This window comes from Sphingobium xenophagum, assembly GCF_002288285.1.
Taxonomy (GTDB): domain Bacteria; phylum Pseudomonadota; class Alphaproteobacteria; order Sphingomonadales; family Sphingomonadaceae; genus Sphingobium; species Sphingobium xenophagum.
Genome location: NZ_CP022747.1, coordinates 229,008 through 251,196, shown reverse-complemented (window position 1 = coordinate 251,196; position 22,189 = coordinate 229,008). Strand labels below are relative to the sequence as shown.

At 63.7% G+C, this 22,189-nt stretch carries 22 protein-coding genes and 1 pseudogene; 12 read left to right on the top strand and 11 right to left on the bottom strand.

Annotation, left to right across the window (positions count from 1 at the left end; genetic code table 11):
* Positions 1-77 precede the first annotated feature (77 nt).
* Complete coding sequence (locus CJD35_RS23470) at positions 78-212, bottom strand: hypothetical protein (protein WP_276327796.1); 135 nt, start codon at positions 210-212, stop codon at positions 78-80.
* Between CJD35_RS23470 and CJD35_RS19280 the strand changes: the two genes are divergently transcribed.
* The 9 genes from CJD35_RS19280 (at position 189) to CJD35_RS19245 (ending at position 6,828) form a co-directional block, all read left to right on the top strand.
* A complete protein-coding gene (locus tag CJD35_RS19280) occupies positions 189-1,289 on the top strand; it encodes a glycosyltransferase family 4 protein (RefSeq protein WP_244917350.1) in 1,101 nt (366 codons plus the stop codon). The two genes, CJD35_RS23470 and CJD35_RS19280, sit on opposite strands and share 24 nt — an antisense overlap.
* Positions 1,286-2,206, top strand: a complete 921-nt coding sequence (locus CJD35_RS19275; protein ID WP_036529386.1) for a glycosyltransferase family 2 protein — start codon at positions 1,286-1,288, stop codon at positions 2,204-2,206. Before CJD35_RS19280 ends, CJD35_RS19275 begins: the two co-directional genes overlap by 4 nt.
* Positions 2,203-2,847, top strand: a complete 645-nt coding sequence (locus CJD35_RS23210) for a hypothetical protein (protein ID WP_244917328.1) — start codon at positions 2,203-2,205, stop codon at positions 2,845-2,847. The genes CJD35_RS19275 and CJD35_RS23210 overlap by 4 nt, the downstream gene beginning before the upstream one ends.
* A gap of 23 nt (positions 2,848-2,870) precedes the next feature.
* Positions 2,871-3,251 carry a glycosyltransferase family protein gene (locus tag CJD35_RS23205; protein WP_244917327.1) on the top strand — a complete coding sequence of 127 codons (381 nt, stop codon included), beginning with the start codon at positions 2,871-2,873 and terminating at the stop codon, positions 3,249-3,251.
* Positions 3,248-4,357, top strand: coding sequence for an acyl-CoA dehydrogenase family protein (locus tag CJD35_RS19265; protein ID WP_036529389.1), 1,110 nt, complete (start codon positions 3,248-3,250; stop codon positions 4,355-4,357). The genes CJD35_RS23205 and CJD35_RS19265 overlap by 4 nt, the downstream gene beginning before the upstream one ends.
* Complete coding sequence (locus CJD35_RS19260; protein ID WP_095687470.1) at positions 4,351-5,019, top strand: PIG-L deacetylase family protein; 669 nt, start codon at positions 4,351-4,353, stop codon at positions 5,017-5,019. The genes CJD35_RS19265 and CJD35_RS19260 overlap by 7 nt, the downstream gene beginning before the upstream one ends.
* The gene (locus tag CJD35_RS19255) at positions 5,016-5,597 is read left to right on the top strand and encodes a class I SAM-dependent DNA methyltransferase (protein ID WP_095687469.1); all 582 of its coding nucleotides are present in this window, start codon (positions 5,016-5,018) and stop codon (positions 5,595-5,597) included. Before CJD35_RS19260 ends, CJD35_RS19255 begins: the two co-directional genes overlap by 4 nt.
* On the top strand, positions 5,513-6,430 hold the full coding sequence (locus CJD35_RS19250) for a glycosyltransferase family 2 protein (RefSeq protein WP_338057787.1): 918 nt from the start codon (positions 5,513-5,515) through the stop codon (positions 6,428-6,430). Before CJD35_RS19255 ends, CJD35_RS19250 begins: the two co-directional genes overlap by 85 nt.
* A 104-nt stretch (positions 6,431-6,534) precedes the next feature.
* On the top strand, positions 6,535-6,828 hold the full coding sequence (locus tag CJD35_RS19245) for a hypothetical protein (RefSeq protein WP_244917326.1): 294 nt from the start codon (positions 6,535-6,537) through the stop codon (positions 6,826-6,828).
* Between the two features lie 72 nt (positions 6,829-6,900).
* Here CJD35_RS19245 and CJD35_RS19240 read toward each other — a convergent pair whose 3' ends face one another.
* Positions 6,901-7,380: a Ros/MucR family transcriptional regulator gene (locus CJD35_RS19240; RefSeq protein ID WP_276327794.1), complete on the bottom strand. Its 480-nt coding sequence runs from the start codon at positions 7,378-7,380 to the stop codon at positions 6,901-6,903.
* A 305-nt stretch (positions 7,381-7,685) separates the two neighbouring features.
* On the opposite strand from CJD35_RS19240, the pseudogene CJD35_RS23200 reads away from it, so the two are divergent.
* Positions 7,686-9,827, top strand: a pseudogene (locus tag CJD35_RS23200) (strawberry notch-like NTP hydrolase domain-containing protein); the annotation flags it as partial.
* 107 nt (positions 9,828-9,934) lie between these two features.
* Here the strand turns inward: CJD35_RS23200 and CJD35_RS19230 are convergent.
* Genes CJD35_RS19230 through CJD35_RS19220 form a run of 3 tightly spaced genes read right to left on the bottom strand, consistent with a single transcriptional unit; the run spans position 9,935 to position 13,520 of the window.
* Positions 9,935-10,939 carry a site-specific integrase gene (locus tag CJD35_RS19230; RefSeq protein WP_095687245.1) on the bottom strand — a complete coding sequence of 335 codons (1,005 nt, stop codon included), beginning with the start codon at positions 10,937-10,939 and terminating at the stop codon, positions 9,935-9,937.
* Positions 10,936-12,291: a tyrosine-type recombinase/integrase gene (locus CJD35_RS19225; RefSeq protein ID WP_008832422.1), complete on the bottom strand. Its 1,356-nt coding sequence runs from the start codon at positions 12,289-12,291 to the stop codon at positions 10,936-10,938. Before CJD35_RS19225 ends, CJD35_RS19230 begins: the two co-directional genes overlap by 4 nt.
* Entirely contained in the window at positions 12,288-13,520 is a 1,233-nt protein-coding gene (locus tag CJD35_RS19220) for a site-specific integrase (protein WP_008832423.1), read from the bottom strand. The genes CJD35_RS19225 and CJD35_RS19220 overlap by 4 nt, the downstream gene beginning before the upstream one ends.
* Positions 13,521-13,652: 132 nt before the next feature.
* On the opposite strand from CJD35_RS19220, the gene CJD35_RS19215 reads away from it, so the two are divergent.
* Entirely contained in the window at positions 13,653-13,976 is a 324-nt protein-coding gene (locus CJD35_RS19215; protein WP_380823423.1) for a methylase, read from the top strand.
* Positions 13,977-14,115: 139 nt separating this feature from the next.
* Here the strand turns inward: CJD35_RS19215 and CJD35_RS19210 are convergent, their stop codons facing one another.
* Genes CJD35_RS19210 through CJD35_RS19200 form a run of 3 tightly spaced genes read right to left on the bottom strand, consistent with a single transcriptional unit; the run spans position 14,116 to position 17,572 of the window.
* Positions 14,116-15,120 carry a tyrosine-type recombinase/integrase gene (locus CJD35_RS19210; protein WP_093067947.1) on the bottom strand — a complete coding sequence of 335 codons (1,005 nt, stop codon included), beginning with the start codon at positions 15,118-15,120 and terminating at the stop codon, positions 14,116-14,118.
* Positions 15,117-16,031 carry a tyrosine-type recombinase/integrase gene (locus CJD35_RS19205; RefSeq protein ID WP_095687466.1) on the bottom strand — a complete coding sequence of 305 codons (915 nt, stop codon included), beginning with the start codon at positions 16,029-16,031 and terminating at the stop codon, positions 15,117-15,119. The genes CJD35_RS19210 and CJD35_RS19205 overlap by 4 nt, the downstream gene beginning before the upstream one ends.
* Positions 16,025-17,572: a tyrosine-type recombinase/integrase gene (locus CJD35_RS19200; RefSeq protein ID WP_095687465.1), complete on the bottom strand. Its 1,548-nt coding sequence runs from the start codon at positions 17,570-17,572 to the stop codon at positions 16,025-16,027. The genes CJD35_RS19205 and CJD35_RS19200 overlap by 7 nt, the downstream gene beginning before the upstream one ends.
* On the opposite strand from CJD35_RS19200, the gene CJD35_RS19195 reads away from it, so the two are divergent.
* Entirely contained in the window at positions 17,554-19,482 is a 1,929-nt protein-coding gene (locus tag CJD35_RS19195; protein WP_244917325.1) for a strawberry notch C-terminal domain-containing protein, read from the top strand. The genes CJD35_RS19200 and CJD35_RS19195 overlap by 19 nt on opposite strands.
* Here CJD35_RS19195 and CJD35_RS19190 read toward each other — a convergent pair.
* From CJD35_RS19190 to CJD35_RS19180, 3 genes are all read right to left on the bottom strand, one after another.
* Positions 19,457-19,690, bottom strand: a complete 234-nt coding sequence (locus CJD35_RS19190) for a hypothetical protein (RefSeq protein ID WP_157742342.1) — start codon at positions 19,688-19,690, stop codon at positions 19,457-19,459. The genes CJD35_RS19195 and CJD35_RS19190 overlap by 26 nt on opposite strands.
* 59 nt (positions 19,691-19,749) lie before the next feature.
* Positions 19,750-21,543 (bottom strand): NERD domain-containing protein, encoded by a 1,794-nt coding sequence (locus CJD35_RS19185; RefSeq protein ID WP_244917324.1) that lies wholly within the window; start codon positions 21,541-21,543, stop codon positions 19,750-19,752.
* 139 nt (positions 21,544-21,682) lie between these two features.
* Positions 21,683-21,889 carry a hypothetical protein gene (locus CJD35_RS19180; RefSeq protein WP_244917323.1) on the bottom strand — a complete coding sequence of 69 codons (207 nt, stop codon included), beginning with the start codon at positions 21,887-21,889 and terminating at the stop codon, positions 21,683-21,685.
* Between the last annotated feature and the right edge of the window lie 300 nt (positions 21,890-22,189).

Genomic DNA, 22,189 nt, shown 5'->3' with positions numbered 1-22,189 from the left:
ACACGATCACCGAAAAATCCGGCCGGATACGTTCAGTCATGCGGGCTCATGAATAGTGCGGGCTATAGTCCTGTGAATCACGCCGATCGCGCACCCAGAAAATGCCCCGGAGCCGGGAAATAATCCTTCTCATGTGCGTTAGTTTTCCAGCGATGGCGAACCATCTGGATCGTCGCGGGGAGTCGTTGATGCGCGTTGCGATAATAGCTCATTTAAAGTTCCCGATCGGTGAGCCCTTCGCGGGCGGGCTGGAGATGCACACTCACATGCTCGCACGGTCGCTGCGCGAACGTGGACACGAGGTTACTCTCTTTGCATCGACGCGCTCCGATCCCGCATTGGGTGTCGAAGCGATCTGCGATGAAACCTCGCTTCTTGAAACGGGCATCGCCGAAGCCAATGATGTCGCCTTCTTCCGCGAACATCATGCCTATCTTGGATTGATGACCGAACTACGGTCGCGATCCTTCGATGTGATCCATAACAATTCCTTGCACTATCTTCCCGTCAGCATGGCGGAAACGCTTGCCAGTCCCGTCCTGACGACGCTCCACACGCCGCCCTTTTGCTGGCTGGAAAGCGGGGTACGGCTCAACCGCGGGCCGATGACCTATGTCGCTGTGTCGAAGGCAACGGCTCACATGTGGAGCCACGTGGCGAAAACGGATCATATCATTCCCAACGGCATCGACCTGACGCATTTTCCCTATCAACCGGTCGCGAGCGAGACACCTTATCTCGTCTGGTATGGCCGGATCGTCCCGGAAAAGGGGCTGGACTATGCGATCGATGCGGCCCGCCTTGCCGGACTGCCGTTGCGTATCGCTGGCCCCATCTCGAACCAGAGCTATTTCGACGAGGCCGTCGCGCCTCGACTGGGAGCGAATGTCGAATATGTCGGCCATCTTTATCATCGCGAACTCGCCCAACTCGTGGGCGGGGCGATCGCCGCGCTGTGCACGCCGCGCTGGGAAGAGCCTTATGGCCTGGTCGTGGCGGAGGCGTTGGCATGCGGCACCCCCGTGGCCGCGTTCCGGCGCGGCGGCGTGCCTGCGCTGTTGACCGAAGAGTGCGGCGTTCTTGCAAAGCCCGACGATGTCGCGTCGCTCGCCTCTGCGGCGCTCGCAGCGTCGGGGCTGAGCCGCAGCGCGTGCAGGGCACATGCGGAGCGATATTGCGACGCGCAGCGCATGGTCGACGAGTATGAAGCTGTATATCGAAGGCTCGTTGCCCTCCCGGCTCTCGCCGCCGAGCCAGAGACCGCACCGCTCATTGCCAGCGTTGCATGACCCCCGCTGTCTGCGTCTGCATACCGGCCCGAAATGAGGCTGAGCATATCGGCCGCTTGATTGACGCCTTGGCGCAGCAAACTGTTCAAACCTTCGCTGTCGCTATCTGCGTGAACAATAGTAGCGATGCCACGCACGCAACAGCGGTAGACGCCATGCTTCGATCCCACGCGGCGTTCGATCTTCACATCGTCCAGCGCGTGTTCGAGCCCGCGCGGGCCCATGCCGGATCCGCCCGCCGCGCCGCGATGGACATGGGCGCTGATCTTATCTCGTCCGAAGGCATGCTGCTTTCCACAGACGCCGACTGTCGACCGCCTCTGGACTGGGTGGAGACCAATTTAAGGCACTTTTCCGCCGATCGGATCATTGGCGGCCGCATCGAGCTTGACGAGCTTGAGGCGGAAACGGCGCCGGGCATTTTCTTGCTACGCCGCCGGTTCGATGCCTATTGGCGGGCGGTGCGTGCGATCGAGGACGCCATCGATCCGGTCCCCTGGGATAGGCCGCCCCGGCACGGCGATCATACAGGGGCAAGCCTTGCCCTATCGGTCGAGCTTTATCGCCAAGCCGGCGGCGTACCGCTCCTGTCCTCCGGCGAGGATCGCGCCCTGGTCGAAGCCGCATGTGGTGCAGGCGGCAAACTGATCCACCCCTACGCCGTATGGACCCGCGCATCCGCCCGAACCGCCGGCCGCGCCAGTGGCGGCATGGCAGCGGACATGCAGCAATGGATGGACTACGTCGCAAAAGAGAAGAATCCCATGGTTCCCGCTCTATCGCACTGGGAGGAGCGCGCCCGCTGGCGGCTATGGGCCAAGGGAGAGATGAGCGCCGCCGATTGCCTGATCGCAGAACGCGCGCTTGCGCCTATGCCCTGCGACATGCCGCTGCCCACCCTGGAAGACATCGGTTGAGCCGCCCGATCGGATATTATATCCATCATCATGGCCACGGCCATCGCCAGCGCGCGATCGCGATCGGGCAATCGCTCGACGATGTCATGCTGATGGGGACCGGTCTTGCCGGCCGGACCGGAAACCTTCCCTTCCTGGACCTGCCCGACGATCGTCTGGACGCGAGTTTCGCGGGTATCGACCACGCCGATCGTCCGGCCTCCTTGCATTATGCGCCGCTGGATCATGAAGGCATCCGTCAGCGTATCAGACGGATGGCAGGCTGGATCGCCGAGGCACGTCCGCGCCTGATGGTGGTGGATGTGTCGGCCGAAGTGGCGATGCTGGCACGACTTGCCTCGGTGCCGACGGTTTATGTTCGGTTGAGCGGGAAACGGCTGGATCCAGCCCATCTGGACGCATTTCGTGGGGCTACGGGGCTGCTTGCGCCGTTCCACGAAGCCATGGACGATGACGACATACCGATCTGGATCCGCGAGAAAACTTTCCATGCGCCGGGCATCATCCAGTCGGATCGACACTATGCGCCCGGCGGGGATAGCACCGTGCTGGTCGTTGTGGGCCGCGGGGCGGCATCTCCGACGGAGAGCGATGGGCCGCCGCAGCCAGAGCCACGCCCGCATGGCGATGGCGCGTCATAGGGCCCTGCACCATGCCCTGCGACATGCCCGATAATCTCGAATTGCGGGGGTGGGTCGATGACGCGGACGCGCAGATTGCGACTGCCGGGGTGGTCATCGGCGGCGCCGGCGATGGCGTCGTCAGCGCCGTACTATCGGCGCGCCGGCCTTACATCTGTCTACCCGAACCACGGCCCTTCGACGAGCAGATGTCCAAGGCCAACAGCCTGGCTGCCGTGGGCGGTGCGATCCTGTGCCGCGAGCCACCTCATCCGCGGGAGTGGTCCAACCTCATCGATCGGGCGATCGCGCAAAATCAGCAGTGGCCCACTTGCCTGACCGGGGAGAGCGGGCCGCAACGGGTGGCGGAGTGGTTGAACAGCCTTTCTGTCGCTGCCATGGAACATAAAGGTGGTATCGCATGATCCTGGACCAACACGAGCGGGTCATGGAGACGACGGCGGACATCGTCGATCGCCTTGCAACGCTGGGCGCGGGCTACGACGCGGCCCCCAATTTCCCGTGTGATAGCCTAGCGGTTCTGGTGGAGAGCGGTCATCATCGCAGGTTCGCCCCCGAAGCATGCGGAGGGGTTCGCTTTGAAAATGAAGCGGCGCGCGCATGCGCTATGGCGAAGACCTTGCGCGAGGTGGGACGGGGCGACCTTAGTATCGGACGGCTCTACGAAGGGCATGTCAATGCGATGTCGCTGTTCGACTGGTACGGGACGCGCGATCAGCAAGACTGGTTGACCCAGGTTCTGGATCGCGGCGCATGGTTCGGGGTGTGGGCCACCGAGCCTTCCCCCGGCGTACGGATAGTCGGCGGAGCGGCCATGTCTCTTGTCGGCCAGAAGATGTTCGCAAGCGGGGCGGGCGGGCTCGACTATACGCTGGTCACTGCCGCCGGCGAAGGCACCGACCGGCGCCTGGTGATCGTCCCCGCCAACGAGCAGGCCCGAACGGACCTGTCGGGATGGCGGGTCCGGGGGATGCGCGCGAGCGTGAGCGGTCGCTATCTGCTCGACGCAATAGCCGTCGAACCGCGCATGCTGCTGGGCCAACCGGGCGACTATGACCGTGATCCTCGTTTTACGGCCGGAGCCTGGCGCTTCTGCGCGGCGCAACTGGGTGGCATCGAGGCCCTGGTCGCGGAAATCCGATCGACCATGGGCGATGCGGGTCGCAACGAGCCGCAGCAGCGGGCACGGTTTGCCGATGCGGTCGTTGCGGTGCGCACCGCAGGTTTCTGGGTCGATGAAGCGGCACGGCGCTTTGCGTCAGGTCATGACGATGCCGTCGCCGTTGCGCGCCTGACCCGCGGGGTCGTCGAAAATGCAGGCTTTGCCGTGATGGAGGCCGCAGCCCGGATATTGGGGACGCGCAGTGCCTTCGATGGGGAACGGGCGGACAAGATCATTCGCGATCTCTCCCTCTATCTGCGCCAAGCGGGACCCGATCATGCGCGGGACGAGGCCGCCCAAATGCTTCTGGATCACGACATCTGGGACGAGAGTGACCGATTATGGTGAAGGTCGAGCCTCTGGTACAAAGCCGATGGGCATCGGCGCGCTGGCTCGTCCTAGCTCCCCACCCCGACGACGAGACATTGGGGGCGGGCGCGCTGATCGCGCATTGCGCCGCGCAAGACCGGCTCGGTATGATCGCATTTCTGACCGATGGCACGGGCTCGCATCTCGAAACTACGCCGCGCGTCGCTGTGACCAGACGCAAAGAAGCCCGCCACGCACTCGGCAGGCTGGGCGCCCAAGCGGTCCCGACGATCTGGATGGGGTGGCGCGACGCGCATCCCCATCCGATTGACAGCAATCCGTTCATGCGGGAGGCCGGTCGGCTCGCGGCGCTGCTGCGCTGGCGCCGGATCGATGCGATCGCCGTTTCCGACCATAGCGAGGCGCATTGCGACCATGTCGCGGCCTTCAGACTGGCCGAGGCCGCTGTGCACAGGGCGAAGCGCCCGGTCGCTCTGTTTGCCTATCATGTCTGGGGTGAGGCGCCGCGCCTGGCGCGACATATCGCCACGCCGGCCATGCCCGTCGGACAGCGGCGTCAGGCCCTGCTCGCCCATCGAAGCCAGATTTCGCCGGTGATGGGCGATGGATTTCGGCTTCCGCGCGAAAAGCGCCGCATGGCCGCGCGAGACGTGCTGACATTGAGAAGGGATTGCCGATGACCCGCTCGAGCCTGGACGCACAATATTTCGACGACATTTTCGGATCGGATGACGACCCATGGGATCTGGCGTCGAGCGCGTATGAAGCCGCCAAATTTGCCCACACCCATGATGTGCTGGCCGACCGACGGTATGCGCGCGCCCTCGAGATCGGCTGCGCGCATGGCGTTCTGACGGGCTATCTCGCACCCCTATGCGACAGCCTTCTTGCCGTGGACATCAGCGCGAAGGCGTTGGCGCAGGCGAGGGCGCGCCTGGGCGATCAGCCCGGCGTCAGGCTGGCACGCATGGCGTTCCCGCAGGAGGCCCCCGAAGCCAAGGACTTCGATCTGGTGGTGCTGTCTGAGGTGACCTATTATTGGGATCTGGCCGATCTGGATCGTGCTGGCAAATGGCTGCGCGATCATGTTGTGCGCGGCGGCAGGGTCATCCTGGTCCATTACACCGCGCAAACCGATTATCCGCAAAGCGGGGATGCGGCGGTCGAGACCTTGTGGTTCGACATGGCCCAGAAATTCGATGTGGAACTGGCCGAGCGCCGAGATACCTACCGGCTCGACCTGTGGACGCGTCGCTGATGGGCATATCGGTCCTTACCATCGTTCGTAACCGCAGCGCGCATCTGGCGCAGCTTGTCGAGGGCCTGCGCAGAAGCGATCGACAACCCGATGAACTGATCATCGTGGATATGAGTGACGAGCCGGTCGAGGTCGGCGCAGCAAGCTTTCCCGTTCGCATCGATCGGTTCGAGACCCAAGGGCTCCCCCTGGCGGCCGCCCGCAACCGGGCCGCATCCCTGGCCCGGCATGAGATGCTGATCTTCCTTGATGTCGATTGCATTCCTCTGCGCGCGTGCGTCGGCCTGCTGGCCGATACCCTCAGCGAGCACGATAGCCTGCTGTGCGCCGATGTTCGTTATCTTGGCCCCGACGATGCGCGCGGAAGCTGGCAGGAGTGCGACCTGCTTGAACGCGGGCGGGCGCACCCTGTGCGCTCATTTCCTGCCCGCGGCGTGCGCGAGGAGAGCAATGCCGGGCTGTTCTGGTCGCTGGCCTTTGCGCTGCGCCGATCAAGCTTTGCGGCGTTGGGCGGCTTCGATGAGGCGTTCACGGGCTATGGCGCGGAGGACACCGACTTTGGTTTCAGGGCTGTCGCTGCCGGCTTCAGGCTGCTGTTCGTCGGACAGGCCATCGCCTGCCACCAATATCATGAAAGCTATGAACCGCCCGTGCAGCACGTGTCCGATATTGTTCGCAATGCAAAGACATTTCACGCACACTGGAAACGATGGCCGATGGAAGGCTGGCTGCGCGATTTCGAACGGCTTGGACTTGTGCGGTGGCGCGGCAGCACCCTGGAGCTTGTGCGCCTGCCTACTGCAAGCGAAATCTGTGCTTTGCGCGTTGAATAGGCATCTTGATGCGGGCCGATGAGAATGTTCAGTCGAACGGCACAGTCTGGAAGGAAGATGCAGACAGCCGACAATGATACCACACATGAGGCAGGAGCCAGTCGATGACCGCCATGTACACCGCGTGGATGAAAGCCGGATTCGATTTCTGGATGCTGGGCGCCGAAGCCGGGACAGTCATGACGATGAGGCTTGCCAAGATCGCCGCAGGCGAAGACGATGGAAGCGTCGAAGCGGAATTGATGGTCTCAGAAAAAGTCCGCGCCATGATCGGACTGCAGACCAAGATGATGACCGGTGCCCTTGATACGACGCCATTGAGCAAAACACGCGGCACCCTGAAGCATTATCGCCAAAAGGTGGCGGCAAATGACATGAGATTACGCCGGTCGCGATAAGCGATCTTCGCGGAACGCCATCGGATCGTGCTAGCCTGTCGCGTTGCCGACCGATAAACCTGCACTTGCAGGCTATGGGCGATCGTCGATCGGCTTGGGGATCGCGATGCCGAGCTTCTTACGGCCCTTGCCAGTGGCGTTCGTCGCCGGAGCCTGTTCGCCAGCCTTTCTCCCCAGCCCTAACGCCTTGGCCAATGTGCTCCGCCGTTCCCGATAGTTCGGCGCGACCATCGGGTAGTCCTTCGGAAGGCCCCATTTTACACGATAGGCTTCGGGCTTCAGCTGATAATGGGTCGCCAGATGGCGCTTGAGCAGCGTCAGCTTCTTGCCATCTTCCAGACACACCAGATAGTCCGGCATGATCGACCGGCGGATCGGAACGGCCGGTTGCAACTTGGCAGTTTCGGACACGGAAGGCGTTGTCCCGGCCTGATCCAGCGCTCCATAGACCGCCTCGATGAGTACCGGCAGGTCGGAGGGAGACACGGAATTGTTCGACACATGGGCCGACACGATATCGGCGGTCAGTGTGACAAGAAGATCGTCGGCCAATCTGTTCTCCGTTGTTAGGGCCCTAAAGCAGCAGCGGCCATCGACCGGCCCGGCCTTCATATTGCGGATCACGCTACCTGCAAGAGCGACATGCGCCGTTCAACATGCAGGGGAAATGCGCGTTCGGCGCGCAGTCTAGCTCTGAGAGCGAATGGTCTCGCGCAGGGGGCCATAGCGAGGCCGAGCGACGTCCCGGAGGGCGCCGGATGACCATCACCATCCCGGCGCGGCGCGGCCCGGAAAAGGGAAGGGGGATCGGAATTGTGATGCTGCCGAAGGGGCAGCTTTCACAGGAGCATACCCTCATGTCCGATCTCTTCGCCGCCGCCGGCGCATCCGACCGCCTTGCTGCCCAGGCCCTGCTTCTCCTGCTGCGCAGGGGGGCGCCCATCACCCGCCGCCAGCTCAACGAAGCGATGACGAGCGCCTTTGGCGGCAGCGACGCCGATGGCCGCTGGACACAGCGCGACAGCTTCGAACTCCTGGAGCACGCAACGGCCCTCTATCTGCGCGAGAAGCCCTATGCTCTCGAGAGCTTCGCCGACGTGACGCAGGCCCATGCGCTCGTTCAGCGCCTGCCGACCCAGACCGTGCGCAGCGAAGCGCAGATCGCCTGGCAGCAATTCTCGACGCCCGCCGATATCGCGGCGCTCGCGGTGCTGCTCGCCGACGTCGGGCCGCAGGACGTGGTGCTCGAACCCAGCGCAGGCAATGGCCTTCTCGTCGCACAGCTCGGAGATCATCGGTCGCTCCAACTCAACGAACTCGATCCCACGCGGCGATCGCGGCTGGCGGCCCTGTTCCCCGAAGCCCTCATCACCGGGTATGACGGCGCCGCGATCGGGTCGCTCATGGTCCGGCAAGAGCGGCCGAGCATCATCCTGATGAACCCGCCCTTCTCGCGCTCGCTGGGCCGCGGCGCCGACGACCTGGCCGCTGTGCGGCACCTCCAGGCGGCACTGCGCCACCTTGCCCCGGGTGGACGCCTGGTGGCGATCATGCCCGACTGGTTTGGCCCCAATGCGCGCATGCGCGACCATTTCGAAACCGTGCTGCGCGAGGCGAGCGTGCGAACGTCGCTGCGGCTCGAGAAATGCTACACCAAGCATGGTACGAGCATCGCCGTGCGGGTCTTCGTCATCGATAAGGTCGCGGGGAACGCGCCGCCCGCCGTCATCCAGCGCGCGTCGGTCGAAGAACTGGCCGCGGTCCTCACCGTGCCGCCGCGTGCCGCGCCGCCTGTCATTACAGCACCCGTCCGCGCGGCACCGGTGCCCGCCAAAGGCATCTCGCTCTTCCGCGCGGTCAAGAGCGCTTCGGTCAAGCCGCGCGCCTATTTCGCACCGGCGCGCAACGACGTTCTCCCGGTCGATTATGAGCGCCTCGAAGCCCCGGCACCGCTGCTGGAGCAGACCGGTGTCTATCTGCCCTATCGGCCGAGCCGCATCGTATTCGACAAAGCGGGCGAGCACCCGACCGCACTCGTCGAATCCGTCGCGATGGGATCGATCGCCGCTCCTATCCCACACTATGTGCCCCGACTGCCCGAGCGCACTGTGTCAGAACGCCTGCTCTCCGCCTCCCAGCTCGAAACGGTCGTCTATGCAGGCCATGCCTGGTCGCAGACCCTCCCGGGCCGCTTCAAGCCGGACAAGGAGGGCGCCGGGCTCGTCCTCGCCGAGGACGGGCGGACCTATCGCAAGGGCTTTTTCCTGGGCGACGGCACCGGGGCCGGCAAGGGCCGGCAGGTCGCCGCCTGCATCCTCGACAACTGGCTGCAGGGCCAGCGGCGCAACATCTGGGTCACCAAGAACGAGCCGCTGCTCGAAGATGCGCGGCGCGACTGGACCGCGCTCGGCGGCGTCTCGGCCGATGTCCAGCCGGTCGGCAACTGGAAGATCGACGAGCCCATCACGCTCGAGCAGGGCGTCCTGTTTGTCACCTATCCGACCCTGCGCTCGGCGCGCGGCGATCATAGCCGGCTCAAGCAGATCCTCGACTGGGCGGGCGAGGATTTCGAGGGCGTCATCTTCTTCGACGAAGCGCACGAGATGGGCGGCGTCGCCGGCGGGGAGGGGGCTCTTGGCGCCAAAGCCGGCTCGCAGCAGGGCATCTGCGGCGTGCTCCTCCAGAACCATCTGCCCGGTGCGCGCGTCGGCTACGCTTCGGCCACGGGCGCCTCGGACATCAACAATCTTGCCTATGCGGTCCGGCTCGGGCTCTGGGGCCCGGAAACCTCCTTCCCCGATCGCGAGCAGTTCATCTCCTCGATCCGGCAGGGCGGCATTGCCGCGATGGAACTGGTCGCCCGCGATCTCAAGGCCAGCGGCCTTTATCTCGCCCGCGCCCTGAGCTTTGCCGGGGTCGAATATGACATATTGAAGCACGAGCTGACCCCGGCGCAGATCGAGATCTACGACATCTATGCCGATGCCTGGGCAATCTTATGCGCAGCTGCGCATAAGATGCCTTATCGCGAGGTCGCGATAATGCGCAGGAACGTGGCGAAGGCCCGCAAAGCTGCTGAGCATTTCGCCACGTCCTTCACATTATTTCACAAGGCATCGAGCCACTCCATCAGGCTGGCTTCTCGTTTCCACGAAGGTGGCACGTTGCTCGCCGCCGGCGCCCCTACCTGCTCGAGCGCCTTTCGTTTGGTCTCCAGATTGGCCTGTGCGTAGTGGTTGGTTGTATCGAGGCTGACGTGTCCCAGCCAACTGCGGATGACGGTGATGTCGACCCCGGCAGCGACAAGGTGAACGGCAGTCGCGTGCCGGAAGCTGTGCGGCGTCACATTTTTGGACCGAAGCGACGGCACGGTTTCTGACGCCTTTCCTACATAGGAGGCGAGTTTGAACCGCACTCCCGAGGCGCCCAGCGGCTCACCATATCGATTGACGAAGATCCGCTGATCTGGCGCGCGCGGGTGACGTTCCAACAACTTCCTGAGCAACGTCACGGTTTCCGGCCAGAGTGGACAGATACGTTCCTTGCGACCCTTGCCGTAAAGACGCACGAAGTTCGGTGCGTCGAACCGGATCGCCTCGGGACAGAGGTCGAGGGCCTCCTGGATGCGCGCGCCGCTGTTATATAGGAACGAGAGTAGCACGTGGTCGCGCATTCCCTCGATTGTCGACCGGTCGGGCTGAGCAAGGATCGCTTCGACCTCCTCCGGCTCGAGATAGCAGGGTGCAACGGTAGGCTCCCGCTTGAGCGGGACGGTCAGGATCTCGGCGCATTGCGCGATGTATTCGGGATCCTTGTCAGCCACGAAGCTGAAGAAGCTGCGGATCGCGGCGAGCCGGCAGTTGCGTGTACCGATCGTGCCCCTGCGCCCATGCTCGGTGTGGTGGAGGAACGCGCGAACCTCTCCGGCCGAGACGTCGGCCAGCATGATCCGCGCGACCCCGCCGCCCTTTCGCTCCGCGATGAACCGAAGCAACAACCGCCAGGTGTCGCGGTAAGACCGGATCGTATGGACAGATGCACTGCGTTGCTCAGCCAACCATTCCTGAAAGAACGCCCGCAACAATGCGGGGAAGAGATTGCCCTTCGTCATGACCGCGCCTCCATCGTGAGGCATCGGGCGCCGACGGTCCGGAACCGCTCGCTTGCTTCCTGCAGCAGGTCCTGCGTGACGGTGATGTAGACCAGCGTGGAGTTGATGTCCCGGTGGCCCATGTAGGTGGAGAGGAAGCGCAGTTTGTCCTGCGGATTGACGCCGGATCGATACCATTGAAGGATCCGGTTCACGACCATCGAGTGGCGCAGGTCATGAACACGCGGCCCTGTCCGCCCGGTCGGGGCCTTGAACCCGGCACGGCGCATGACGTTGGTGATCATCGTTGAGACCGTCACCGGGGTATAGCGATCATTGAAGTGCTCGTGCCAGAAGAGCCCGGACCGAGGATCCTGTGGGGCGCCAGCGCGCCGCCTTGCATCGATATAGGCCCGTAATTCGGCCATGACGCTGCCGGTTAGCGGCAATATCCTGGTCTTGTAGAACTTCGTTTCCCGCACTGTGATCGTGTCTGATTGAAGATCGACGTCACCCAGATCGAGCCCGGCGAGTTCACTACGGCGCAGTCCGGCACAATAGGCCAGAACCACCATGGTGTAGAGAACCATCGGCCGCAGCGGCGCGTCCGGCGACGGATAGGAGCGGGCAACGTCGAGCATCTGCCGAACGTCGGCCGGGCTGAAGATGTGCGGTCGTCGATGCTCTCGTGCCACTTCCCGCTCGGGACGGGCGTTGAAGCGTTTCGGTGGGATGCTGGGATCAAGGCGATACCGCGCCTTAGTCAGGAGGCGCCCGAGCTTCTGGCATTCAGCCGCGTGATTGCGGGTCAGCTTGGCAGTTGCCCAGCGCGCCAGCATCGTCTCAAGCGATGCCCCTGTCAGTTCCGGGGTCGCCTGGAGGAACCGATCGAACCGCAATAACCAGTGAGCCTGAGTCTCATACTGATACCCCCGGCTCCGCATCAACGCGACATGCTCACGCATGAAGTCCCCCAGCGAGCTGCCGAAGGGCGCGGGGCGTCGCAATGCGGCCAAGGCTCCGTCGGGATTTGCGGAAGCCAGCGCTCGCCAGATCGGCTTGCTTTGTTTGACGTTGTATTGACGGCGAAGCACGGCAACGGGATTATCTGCGATCAGCCCGATTTCGACGAGGTGGTCGAGGAAGCGATCGACAATGCAGACCTGGTTGAGCAGCGTCGGCATTCGCCAACGTTTTTCCATTTCCTTCAGCCAGACTTCGAGCATCTGCCGGTCGACCGCCGGATGACGCTGGGCTACATTCTCGAAGCTGCGAAGGAACCAGCGATAAGTCGGCCTGCTTCCCTGCCGGAACTGCGATTTTTCCAGGAAGGCGTCGATGACCGTGCGATCGGGATCGTGCCAGGCGCTCATGGCAGCACCTCCGATCCGGGCACGTCGAGCGCCACGGCTCGGAGATCATCTGTCGCCAGCTTGAGATAGGCGTTGGTGGATTCGGTGGATCGATGTCCGAGCACGTCGCCGATGATCTTTTGCGGGACCGACGCCCGCAGCATTTCGACCGCCCGCGCGTGGCGAAAGACATGCGCTCCTCGCTTTCCCGGCGGCTCGACGCCAGCGGCTGACAACCGCCCGCGGATCATGCCATACAGGTTTGTCATTGCGATATAGGGCGCGCAGGACCGGATGAAGATTTCCCGCCCCTCAACCTGGGGGCGCCCATTACGCAGATAGTCGAGGAGCGCCTCACCAACGGGCGCCAATAGCGGCAAGTAGGAGTACGCATTGGTCTTGGTGTGACGGATACGCAGGGCTTCTCCGCGCCAGTTCACGTCTTCAAGCCGAAGGCGACAGATCTCACCTTCGCGCAACCCATATGTGGCAAGCAGTTGAAGTACCGCAAAATCGCGCAGTCCCCGCGGCGATCCATCCTTCTTCGTCGCCGCCAGCACCGCGGCGATTTGGCGCCTGTCCAGCGTCGAGGGCACGTCTTCATAGGCGTAGAGCATGGGGCCGATGATGTGCGGCGTGAGATCCATCGGGATGCGCCTCGTCCGATGCAGATACCGCACCACCGACCGGAGCCGCTCAGCGACATCGGCCAATGATTTGCGCCGTAATCCAGGGGCGCGCATGTCCATGTAGAGATCGACCTCCCCGATGCTCAAGGTGTCGAGGCTGGCCGCCCCGCCCCGTTCGAACTGCCATCGCAGGAAGTTCCGTGCCTCCCACAGAAGCGCCGAGATGGAAGCGCTTGCCAGACCGCGCTCGTCGCGCAGCCATGCCTCGTATTCGCAGCAGATCGCCTGCCGATACGCGGTTTCCGGTTCGGTCATCTCTGGCTCGGGCGGCCATTTGCCTTGGGCAAGCCGGAGCAGTTTGTTGATCGATGTGCGGGGCAACATCTGCCAGCGCGCACAGGGAGGCCGCCCGTACTGGGCTTCGAAATCCTGAACTGCATAGGCAAGATACTGATCGACCTGCGCCAGCGTCACAGTTTCCACCTGCACGCCGCACTCGGCCAGATAATCGAGAAACGCGCGGGCGTACAGGCGATGGTTCGCTACGACCACCGGGTTATAATTCTGCGTCGTGAGCAAATTCGAGAGTTCGGCGATCAACTCGTCGTGCAATTTCAACATGCTTTTATCCTCAGCTGGTCCAGAGACCGCCGAGGTTCGCAATCAAAATAATGCGCAGCAACATCGCCCCGCATTAGGAGAATCCACGTCGCTGCCGCGTTCCTTCACATTATCGCGACCTCGTGATAAGCGATCATCCATCGCAACATGGAGGCCGCCCTCGAGCTGACCGGCGTCGTTGACGGCCTCGAAGGCAATACGCTCAACAGCGGCGCCAAGGCCTCGGCGCGCTCGCGCTTCGAGTCGACCAAGCAGCGCTTCTTCGGACAGGTGCTCCTGTCGATGAAATTGCCGACCGTGATCGCGGCCGCCGAGCAGCATCTCGCCGAAGGCAAGTCGGTGGTCATGCAGCTTGTCACCACGGCCGAGTCCATCCTCGACCGCCGCCTGGGCCAACTCGCCCCGGATGAGCGCGCCGAACTCGATATCGACCTGAGCCCGCGCGAAGCGATCTAATGTTGAGCTCAACATTATATGTATTCTTTGCAGTCGCAGTTTATGTCGAGCGTGGCGGCAGGAGGCGCAGGTTTCCTTCGGTTTTCCATGATTTCACTCCAGATAATATATGAGGATCAGGGGAATGTCTGGGGACGGGTCAGGCCAGTCTTCGAACGTCGGTAAGCATGGTGATCAGAGCGTCGGATGGCGGCTTGAAGCGTCCGGGCATGATGGCGGGGGCGCCGTGGGCCGCGAGAATCTGCAGCTTCTCCTCGGGATCGGCGCGCAGATAGGCCTCGGTACTTTGGATGCTGGCGTGGCCGAGCCACAGCGCGACTTTGCGAATGTCACCTGTCGCCGCCAACGTGTGCATGGCGCAGGAATGGCGCAGCACGTGCGGCGTGACCCGTTTTCCGAGGATCGAAGGCTGCTTGATTCCGGCAATCTTAACGTGTTCGGCCAGTCGGAATGCGAACCCGTCACGCGTCATGGGCTGCCCGTTCGCGTTGAGAAATATCTCGGAAACCTGCGCTTCGGGGCGGATCGCAAGCCATGCGCGCAATGCGATCTGGGTCTCTTTCCAGAGCGGCAAGACCCGTTCGCGGCGGCCCTTTCCCATGATGTGCATGGTGGACAGCGAACGGTCCGGGAAATCGCGCTGTTGCAGCGATACGAGTTCCGACACCCTGAGCCCGCCAGCATAGGCCAGGTGCAACATAGCGCGGTCACGAGTGCCGAGGCGGGTCCGGGGATCAGGTGCATCAAGCAAAGCCTTGATCTCTGCCCGGTCGAGGTAGTCGATCAGTGCCTTGTCGGTCTTCTTGGTTGGAATCGCACGAATGCGCAGGGCCTGATCGAGACAGGCAGGCACGCGATACTCGATGTACCGGAAGAATGATCGGATCGCTGCCAATCGGCCATTGCGGGTCCTCACGCAGCTGCCGCGTCCGTTCTCAACATGGTGGAGGAAGGCCAGGATGAGGTCCGTGCCGAGATCCTCGACCTCAAGATCGGTTGGCCGACGCTTCAACCGGTCGGCAGCGAACCGGACCAGCAGCACGAAGCAGTTGGCGTAGGTCTTCACCGTGTGCGGGCTGACGGCGCGGTCGCGCGGAAGATGTTCGCGCAGGTACGCCGAGAGATAAGGGGCGAGTGCCGTCATGCCGCTTCTCCCAGGTAAAGGTGTTCGCTGGCGACCGCGATGTCGCGCAGCAACACCGGGGTGGCCTCGACATACCAGTAGGTGTTGGCGACCGACGCGTGTCCCAGATAGACGCTGAGGCCGGCCATGTGATGTGCCACGGCCTCCCTGTCCGGCGGACAGGACTCCAGCGAGCGCACGGCGAAGGTATGGCGCAAATCGTGCATCCGCATACCCGCTGTTCCGGTCGGTCCGCGGTATCCAAGCTGTCGTGCCAACCGGACGAACACGATGTGGGCGCGAACCTTGTGGGGTGCCCGTCCTCGGATGGTGACGAACAGGTCATTGCCCGTGGCGCCGAGCCTCGCTCGGGTCGCGAGATATGCTTCGAGCGCCTGCCGGGTCGACGGTTGCAACGCGACGAGGCGCTGCTTGCCGAACTTGCCATTGCGAATGATCAACCCGTCTTCGCCCAGATCGTCACACTGTAGCGCGAGGGCTTCGGAAATCCTCAGGCCAGTCGCTGCCAGCAATCCGAACAGGCAATGGTAGGTGTGGGGGCTGATTGTGCCTTTGGGCGGCAGGTCCAGCGCCGCGGCCATGATGGCGCGGATCTGTTCGGGCTCGATGATATACGGGGTCGGGCGTGGACGCTTACCCCGGCCGAAGACGCCAGCAGGAGGCACTTCGTGGGCGGGTTCCTCGGCATGGGCGAAAAGGCTGAAGTTGCGAACGGTGTCGAAGCGGGTCTGTGCCACATATTGCGAGCTCGCCGTGTGGCACCAGTCGTAGATGCGCTGGACCTGGGTGTGTTGGTCACCGAAATGCCCTGCGTAGGCTGCATAGAGGCGGAGCAGCCGATCCTGTTCGTCATACTTCCGGCCAAGACTGCGGTGCAGTGCAACGTAGCGGGAAATGTGCGTGTTCAGCATGACGGTTCTCCTGGCCATGGCTGGGCGATCTTCATGAGCATCGGCAGATCGACCTTGGCGTAGATGGCGGTGGTCTCGGGTGAGCTGTGGCGCAGGATGGTCCCGACGGACTCCAGCCCCGCGCCTGCGCGCAGCAAGTTGGTGGCAAGCGAATGCCGGAAGATGTGCGATCCGGTCGGCACGCCCTGGATCCCGCCGCGTTCACGCGTGCGCGCAACTATGCCGGCAATCTCGGCGGACGAACGGAATGGCCGGAACGGGGCTTGCGCGCGTACGAACAAGTGCGGATCGGCGGCCTTGGGACGGGCCGTGGCAATGTAGTCCAGGATCGCGTCGCCAACATCCTGGGGTAACGGCAGCCGGTCTGGCCGTCTGGTCTTGCCCTTGACCGTCAGATGACCGGACCGCCAGTCGATGTCTTCGAGGTGCATATCCTGAATATCGCCGGCACGCAGGCCGAGCCTGGCGAGCAGAAGAATGATGGCCTTGTCCCGAACTTCCACTGGGCGGCCTGTCGGACAGGCGTCGATGATCTGCTCGACCGTTGCCGGGTCGACGTGGCGGGGCAGCGTCGACAGGCGGTATCGCTGGACCGAAGGGATCGCGTGCAACAGTGCCGGTCGACACTCGCCTTGCCCAATCAAAAAGCGGATGTAGCTCCGCATGATCGTGACGATCAGCGAGACGGATCCCGGCGTCTCCTTGCTTCGTCGTTCAAACGCCCGCCTGAGCGCCGCCGCATCCCATTGCGAAGGCTCGCCCAGCATGGGCATGAGCCGACGAATGTCGGCCCGGTAGCGGCGGATCGTCTCTTCGGTGGCGCCGCGATGTTGCCGAAGCCAGGCAAGGTAAGCCGCCATGTGCGGGTCAGCATCCGCCACCGGTTCGACTGGTGGGATGGCACCCTGCCGCCGCAGAAACTCGACGAAGTGCCGAGCGCACCGCCGTCGACGCTTCGCACCTGATGCAACGAGCTTGCCTCGCTTGCGCCAGACCGGACAGCGACAAACATGCGCGCCGTACTGGTCGATGATCGTGTCGTCGATATCGGCCCACCGCCGCCGCACAATGCGAAGCCAGGCCGCGAAATGCTCGGCCTCGGATCGATAGGACTGGGCCGGTCCTTGCGCGAGTTGCAAGCGATCGATCCCATCGAAATAGTCGGCGAGGTACCGTGGCAGATCGTCCATCCCGTCGTCGACATCGACGTAGCCTTGATCTTCCAGGAAGCGGACGAAGCGCCTGACCCGCGCTGCAATGTCCGCCTTATAAACTGGCTGCTGCGCCGAATACCGGTGGCAACGGCACCGATGCTTCTCGAACCGCCGAACGGTCCGATCGTCGATCGTGCGGATCGCGATCCCGTGCAGTTCCATCCAATGCAGGAAATGACGGGCCGCAGCGCCAAACAGAACCGCACTGCCTGACCTCTCGTCGAGCGACAGAGAGGAGAGGAATGCGGTGAGTAGAGCGTCGTGACTGGGCGGGTCGTCGACCCGGAGCGGGGCCGCTCGAAACGGCAATGATGATCTTGATCGCATGTTGGTTCCTTCGACTTGTTGAGGTCGAGGGAACCGTAATTATCTGGAGTGAAATCATGGAAAACCGAAGGAAACCTGCGCCTCCTGCCGCCACGCTCGACATAAACTGCGACTGCAAAGAATATGTCATCGACTATCTCGAACGCGCCTTTCCGACCCGGCAAATGCGCGTCTTCACCGACGACACCGGCGCCGAGCGCTCGGTGCCGATGGACGACGAGAACGGCAATCCGGTCTATAATCCGCAGGCGCTCGCGGCGCGCGCCAATCTCATCGAGCAGCTTTGCGCGCTGCCGCCGATTACCTCCGCGCTCGACGGGCTGCTCAATCATTTCGGCCATGACAATGTCGCCGAGATCACGGGACGCACAAAGCGGCTGATCCAGGCGAGCGACGGGCGCCAGAAGCTCGAGACCCGCTCGACCCGAACCAGCCAGGCCGAGGCCGCCGCCTTCATGGGCGGCCTCAAGCGCATCCTCATCTTCAGCGACGCGGGCGGGACTGGCCGCTCCTATCATGCGAGCCTCGATGCGGTGAACCAGGAGCAGCGGGCCCATCTCCTGCTCGAACCCGGCTGGCGGGCCGACCGGGCGATCCAGGGTCTGGGGCGCACCCATCGCACGCATCAGGCCTGCACGCCCCTGTTCCGGCCGGTAACCACCGACTGCAAGGGCGAGCTGCGCTTCACCAGCACCATCGCTCGGCGCCTGGACACGTTGGGCGCGCTGACCCGGGGGCAACGCCAGACCGGAGGACAGAATCTCTTCGACCCCGCCGACAATCTGGAAAGCAGCTACGCCTGCGCGGCGCTGACGAGCTGGTTCCACCTCCTGCACCTGGGCAAGCTCAAGAGCACCACGCTCGCCGAGTTCGAGGAGCGCACCGGCCTCGAGCTCACCGACAAGGACGGCGTGCTGAAGGACGAGCTGCCGCCGATCCAGCGCTGGCTCAACCGGTTGCTTGCGCTCCCGATCGGGCTGCAGAACCGGATCTTCGAGGAGTTTCTCGCCCTCGTCGAAACCCGGGTACAGGCCGCGCGCGAAGCGGGGCGGCTCGACGTCGGCGTGGAGACCATGCTCGTCGATACCGCGACGATCATCGACGACACGATCCTGCGCACCGATCCGGTCAGCGGCGCGACCTCCCACCTCCTCACCATCGAGGTGGCGCGCCGCAAGACGCCTGTCTCGCTCGAGCGCATCCTGCGCATCGCCGAAAGTGATCCCCGCCACGCCTTCCTGCGCAATGCCAAGTCCGGCCTGGTCGCACTGCAAGTGAAGGCCCGCGCCCATATGGAAGAGAAGGACGGCACGCCTATCCCTCGCATCGAACTCATGCGCCCGATCCGCAACGACTATATGCGCCTTGCCGATTTCGCCGAAACCGCCTGGTCACCGATCGACGAGGAGGCTTTCCGCGCACTCTGGGCCGCCGAGGCCGAAGCGGCGGCGGCCCAGGTCGATACCGAGACGATCCGGCTCGCGACCGGGCTCCTGCTGCCGATCTGGTCGGCGCTGCCGAGCGATCATCTCGTCGTCAACCGCATCGCCGACCAGAGCGGCCAGTCCTGGCTCGGCCGCATCGTCTTCGACGATCATGTCGTGCAACTCTACACCAAACTCGGCCTCGATCGCGCCGAGAACCTGCCGCCCGGCGATATCGTCAAGTCCGCGCTCGGCGGTCGCAGCGTCGAACTGACGCAGCCGTTCCCGATGGCGATCAAGCGCGCCGTGGTGAACGGTCTGCCCCGCATCGAACTGGTGGGCGCGCCGCCCGCGCAGCTTGCCTATCTCAAATCGCTCGGCTGCTTCACCGAGATCATCAGCTACCGCACGCGCGTGTTCGTGCCGGTGGAGGGCGCTGCCGACATCCTCGGCAGGCTGCTCAGGCCAGAGGCCCGAGCGGCATAGCCACGATCAGGCTCGCGGCATCCGGCTCGATTTCCAATCCCGCCAGGGGCTGGGTCAGCAGCATGGCCGCGAGCGCCGCTTGGGTCGTTGCCGCGCCAGCCTTGTCGCCCGCCTGTTCGAGCAACTGAACTGCCTTGCGGATCAGGCCGACCGCAAGCGCCCTCTTGTCATGCATCGCTTCCATCGCATCCACTCGTGCTGGTGCCATGGGCCTAGGATAGCATAAGCCCCGCCGTCCGCTACCGGATGATGTGGCCGTCCGTCCGATCAAAGCGTCGCGAGTGGCCCTGTCTCGATAAAATCCGGCCATGTGCTGCCATAGTCGCGCAGCAGCGCGGACGAGCAGATCACCGTCATGGCGCTTCCCGCCTGCTGGCGCTTGAGGCGGGTGAGACCTGCATAGACCAGTGCGAGCGACCGCTCGCCCGCATTCTCGTCCACATAGATCACCAGGAGCGGCGATTCCCAGCCCTTGAAGCTGTGTAGGGTCGTGGCCTTCACGCGAGCGTCGCCCATGTAGAAGGCCATCTTTTCGCGCCGGCGCTCCTGCATGTCGGGCGCGAAGGTGGCGACGCTGGCAATGTCGCGGTCGGCGAGCGCAGAGACGACCATCGCGCCTACCGAGGCGTCGGCGGCAAGGAAGGTGATATCGGCATTGGCCAGGGCCTTCCCCGTCCGCCGCATCATTCCGACGATCTCTGTGACGCAGGTCTCGATTCTGTGCTGCGACGTGCACTGCACCCAGCGCAGTGACACTGGGAACAGATCGAGCGATGCTTGTGGCGGACTGGGCAGCTCAACGCCCTCTTCCGGCAGAAAGCTGGTCACGAAGCTCTGGATCAGCGGCAGGGTGGCGGGCGGCAGGCGATAGCTGACGTCGAGCTGCGCCCAGGCGCCACGAAACCCCGCGCCCGCCATTGCCTCGTTGGTCCAGGCCTGGGCCGTCCCATAGACATCCTGCGTGGCATCTGCCGCCAGGATCATCTCCCCGCCAGGCTGCAGAAACCGTCGCAGCGTATTCCACCAGAGTGGGCGATAGTCCTGCCCTTCATCGACCAGGATCGCGTCGTAGCGCGGGCTGTCCTCCTCGGCCGCGGCCGAAGCGACAAGGCTGGGAAGGGCAGCTTCCATCACCGATGCGCCGTCTCCGCTCTTCCACAGCTCGTCATAGGCCTCGCTCCATCCCACCTCCATGCAGACCTGCTTGCACCAGCTGTGGAAGTTGACGAACACGACATTGCGGTGGCCCCCGCGCACCTTGAGCGCGCGCACGACGAGATCGCGCAGATAGTGCCAGAGGGTGATGTTGAAGGTCGCGACCAGCACCGACTTTCCCTCATCGGCAAGGCGCGCGGCCCGCGCTGCGAGGACGAGCGACTTGCCGGACCCGGCGGGCCCCTTGATCCGGCGATAGCCGCTCGTGGTTCGGGTCTCGGCTAGCTGCCGCTGGTTTGCGTCCATCTCCAGCGGTTGGCGCTGCGTGACCGAGAAATCAGGTTCCACCAGCCATCCACGCAGATCGGCCGCGATGTCCTCGCGCATGAGCATCGAGTGCCGGCGCTGCGATTCCGGCATGATCAAATCGATCCGGCCGGCGGCGAGCTCCACCCGACCGCTGACCGGTTGATAGCGCGCCAGAGGATCATTCTCATCGCGCGTCAGGAAGCCGGCGAAGAGGTCGCGCACGCGCCGGCTGTCGGCGAAGGGGAAAATCACGCCAGCCGTCACTGCGGCAAAGCCGGCATTCTGCTTCAGGCGAGGGCAGTAGAGCTTGTAGACCGCATCTCGGTAATGATTGACCTTGGTGACGGGGTTCTGCGCCGCAAGGGAAAAGCTCTTTCCGTCCTTGCGCCCGTGCAGGTCCCGGCCGCCGGCGGGCACGAAATAGTGCATCGCATCGAGGTTCCAGTCCTTTACCTCGAAGACGGCGATTCCCACCGAGGGGTTTAATAAAACGAAGTCGGGGCGCAGGCCGTTGAGATGCGGCTGGCAATAAATCTCCCATTCCGGGTCGAGATGCGCGTCGAAAAACTCGAGGACTACGCGCTCGCCGGGCGTCAAGGGCTGGCGCAGTCGGTCGAGATCCTCCCGTGGAGGAGAAATGATCCGGTTTCTTCTCAACGCGATGCCCCGCCAATTCCCGCGATCCTCCTAGGGAAGAGGTGGAGGGTTTCCAATCCCTCGAGGCCCGGCGAATGGCCTAATCGCTGCTGAGCGGAATACCCGCGATGAGCGCGGCGCTTTGCGGATCGAGCTCTTCGCCGGGCTGGAGGGGCCGCGCCGCGAGCGCCACATCGAGCGCATGTTGCAGCCGCGCCGCCGTATCCCAGTCCTCGGCCTTTTCCAGAAACACCATCGCCTGCCGCATGAGGCCTATCGCGATGCCGCGGCTGTTCGTCTCTGCCATGCCCATATCCTCGAGCTCCCGATTAAACCGTGGGAGAGGGGGCGATTGGCCTGTCGTCCGAACTCCCGCGCACTGGACGCGGGAGCCGCCGGACCTCGCAACATGTGAACACACATGCGCCGTCACCTTTAACCCGAAGGTCTGGACATGCGCGACGGCAGCCCGGAAACCGATGGTTTTCGAGTTGCTTGTGTTCACGGACTTGCGAGGTCCGGCGCTGCCCTTTGCGCAGCGCAGCCCCGCCCTAACAGAGGGGCCGGGAGCGGCCAACCGGTTCCTTTTTTTGACCGGGTTCCCAGC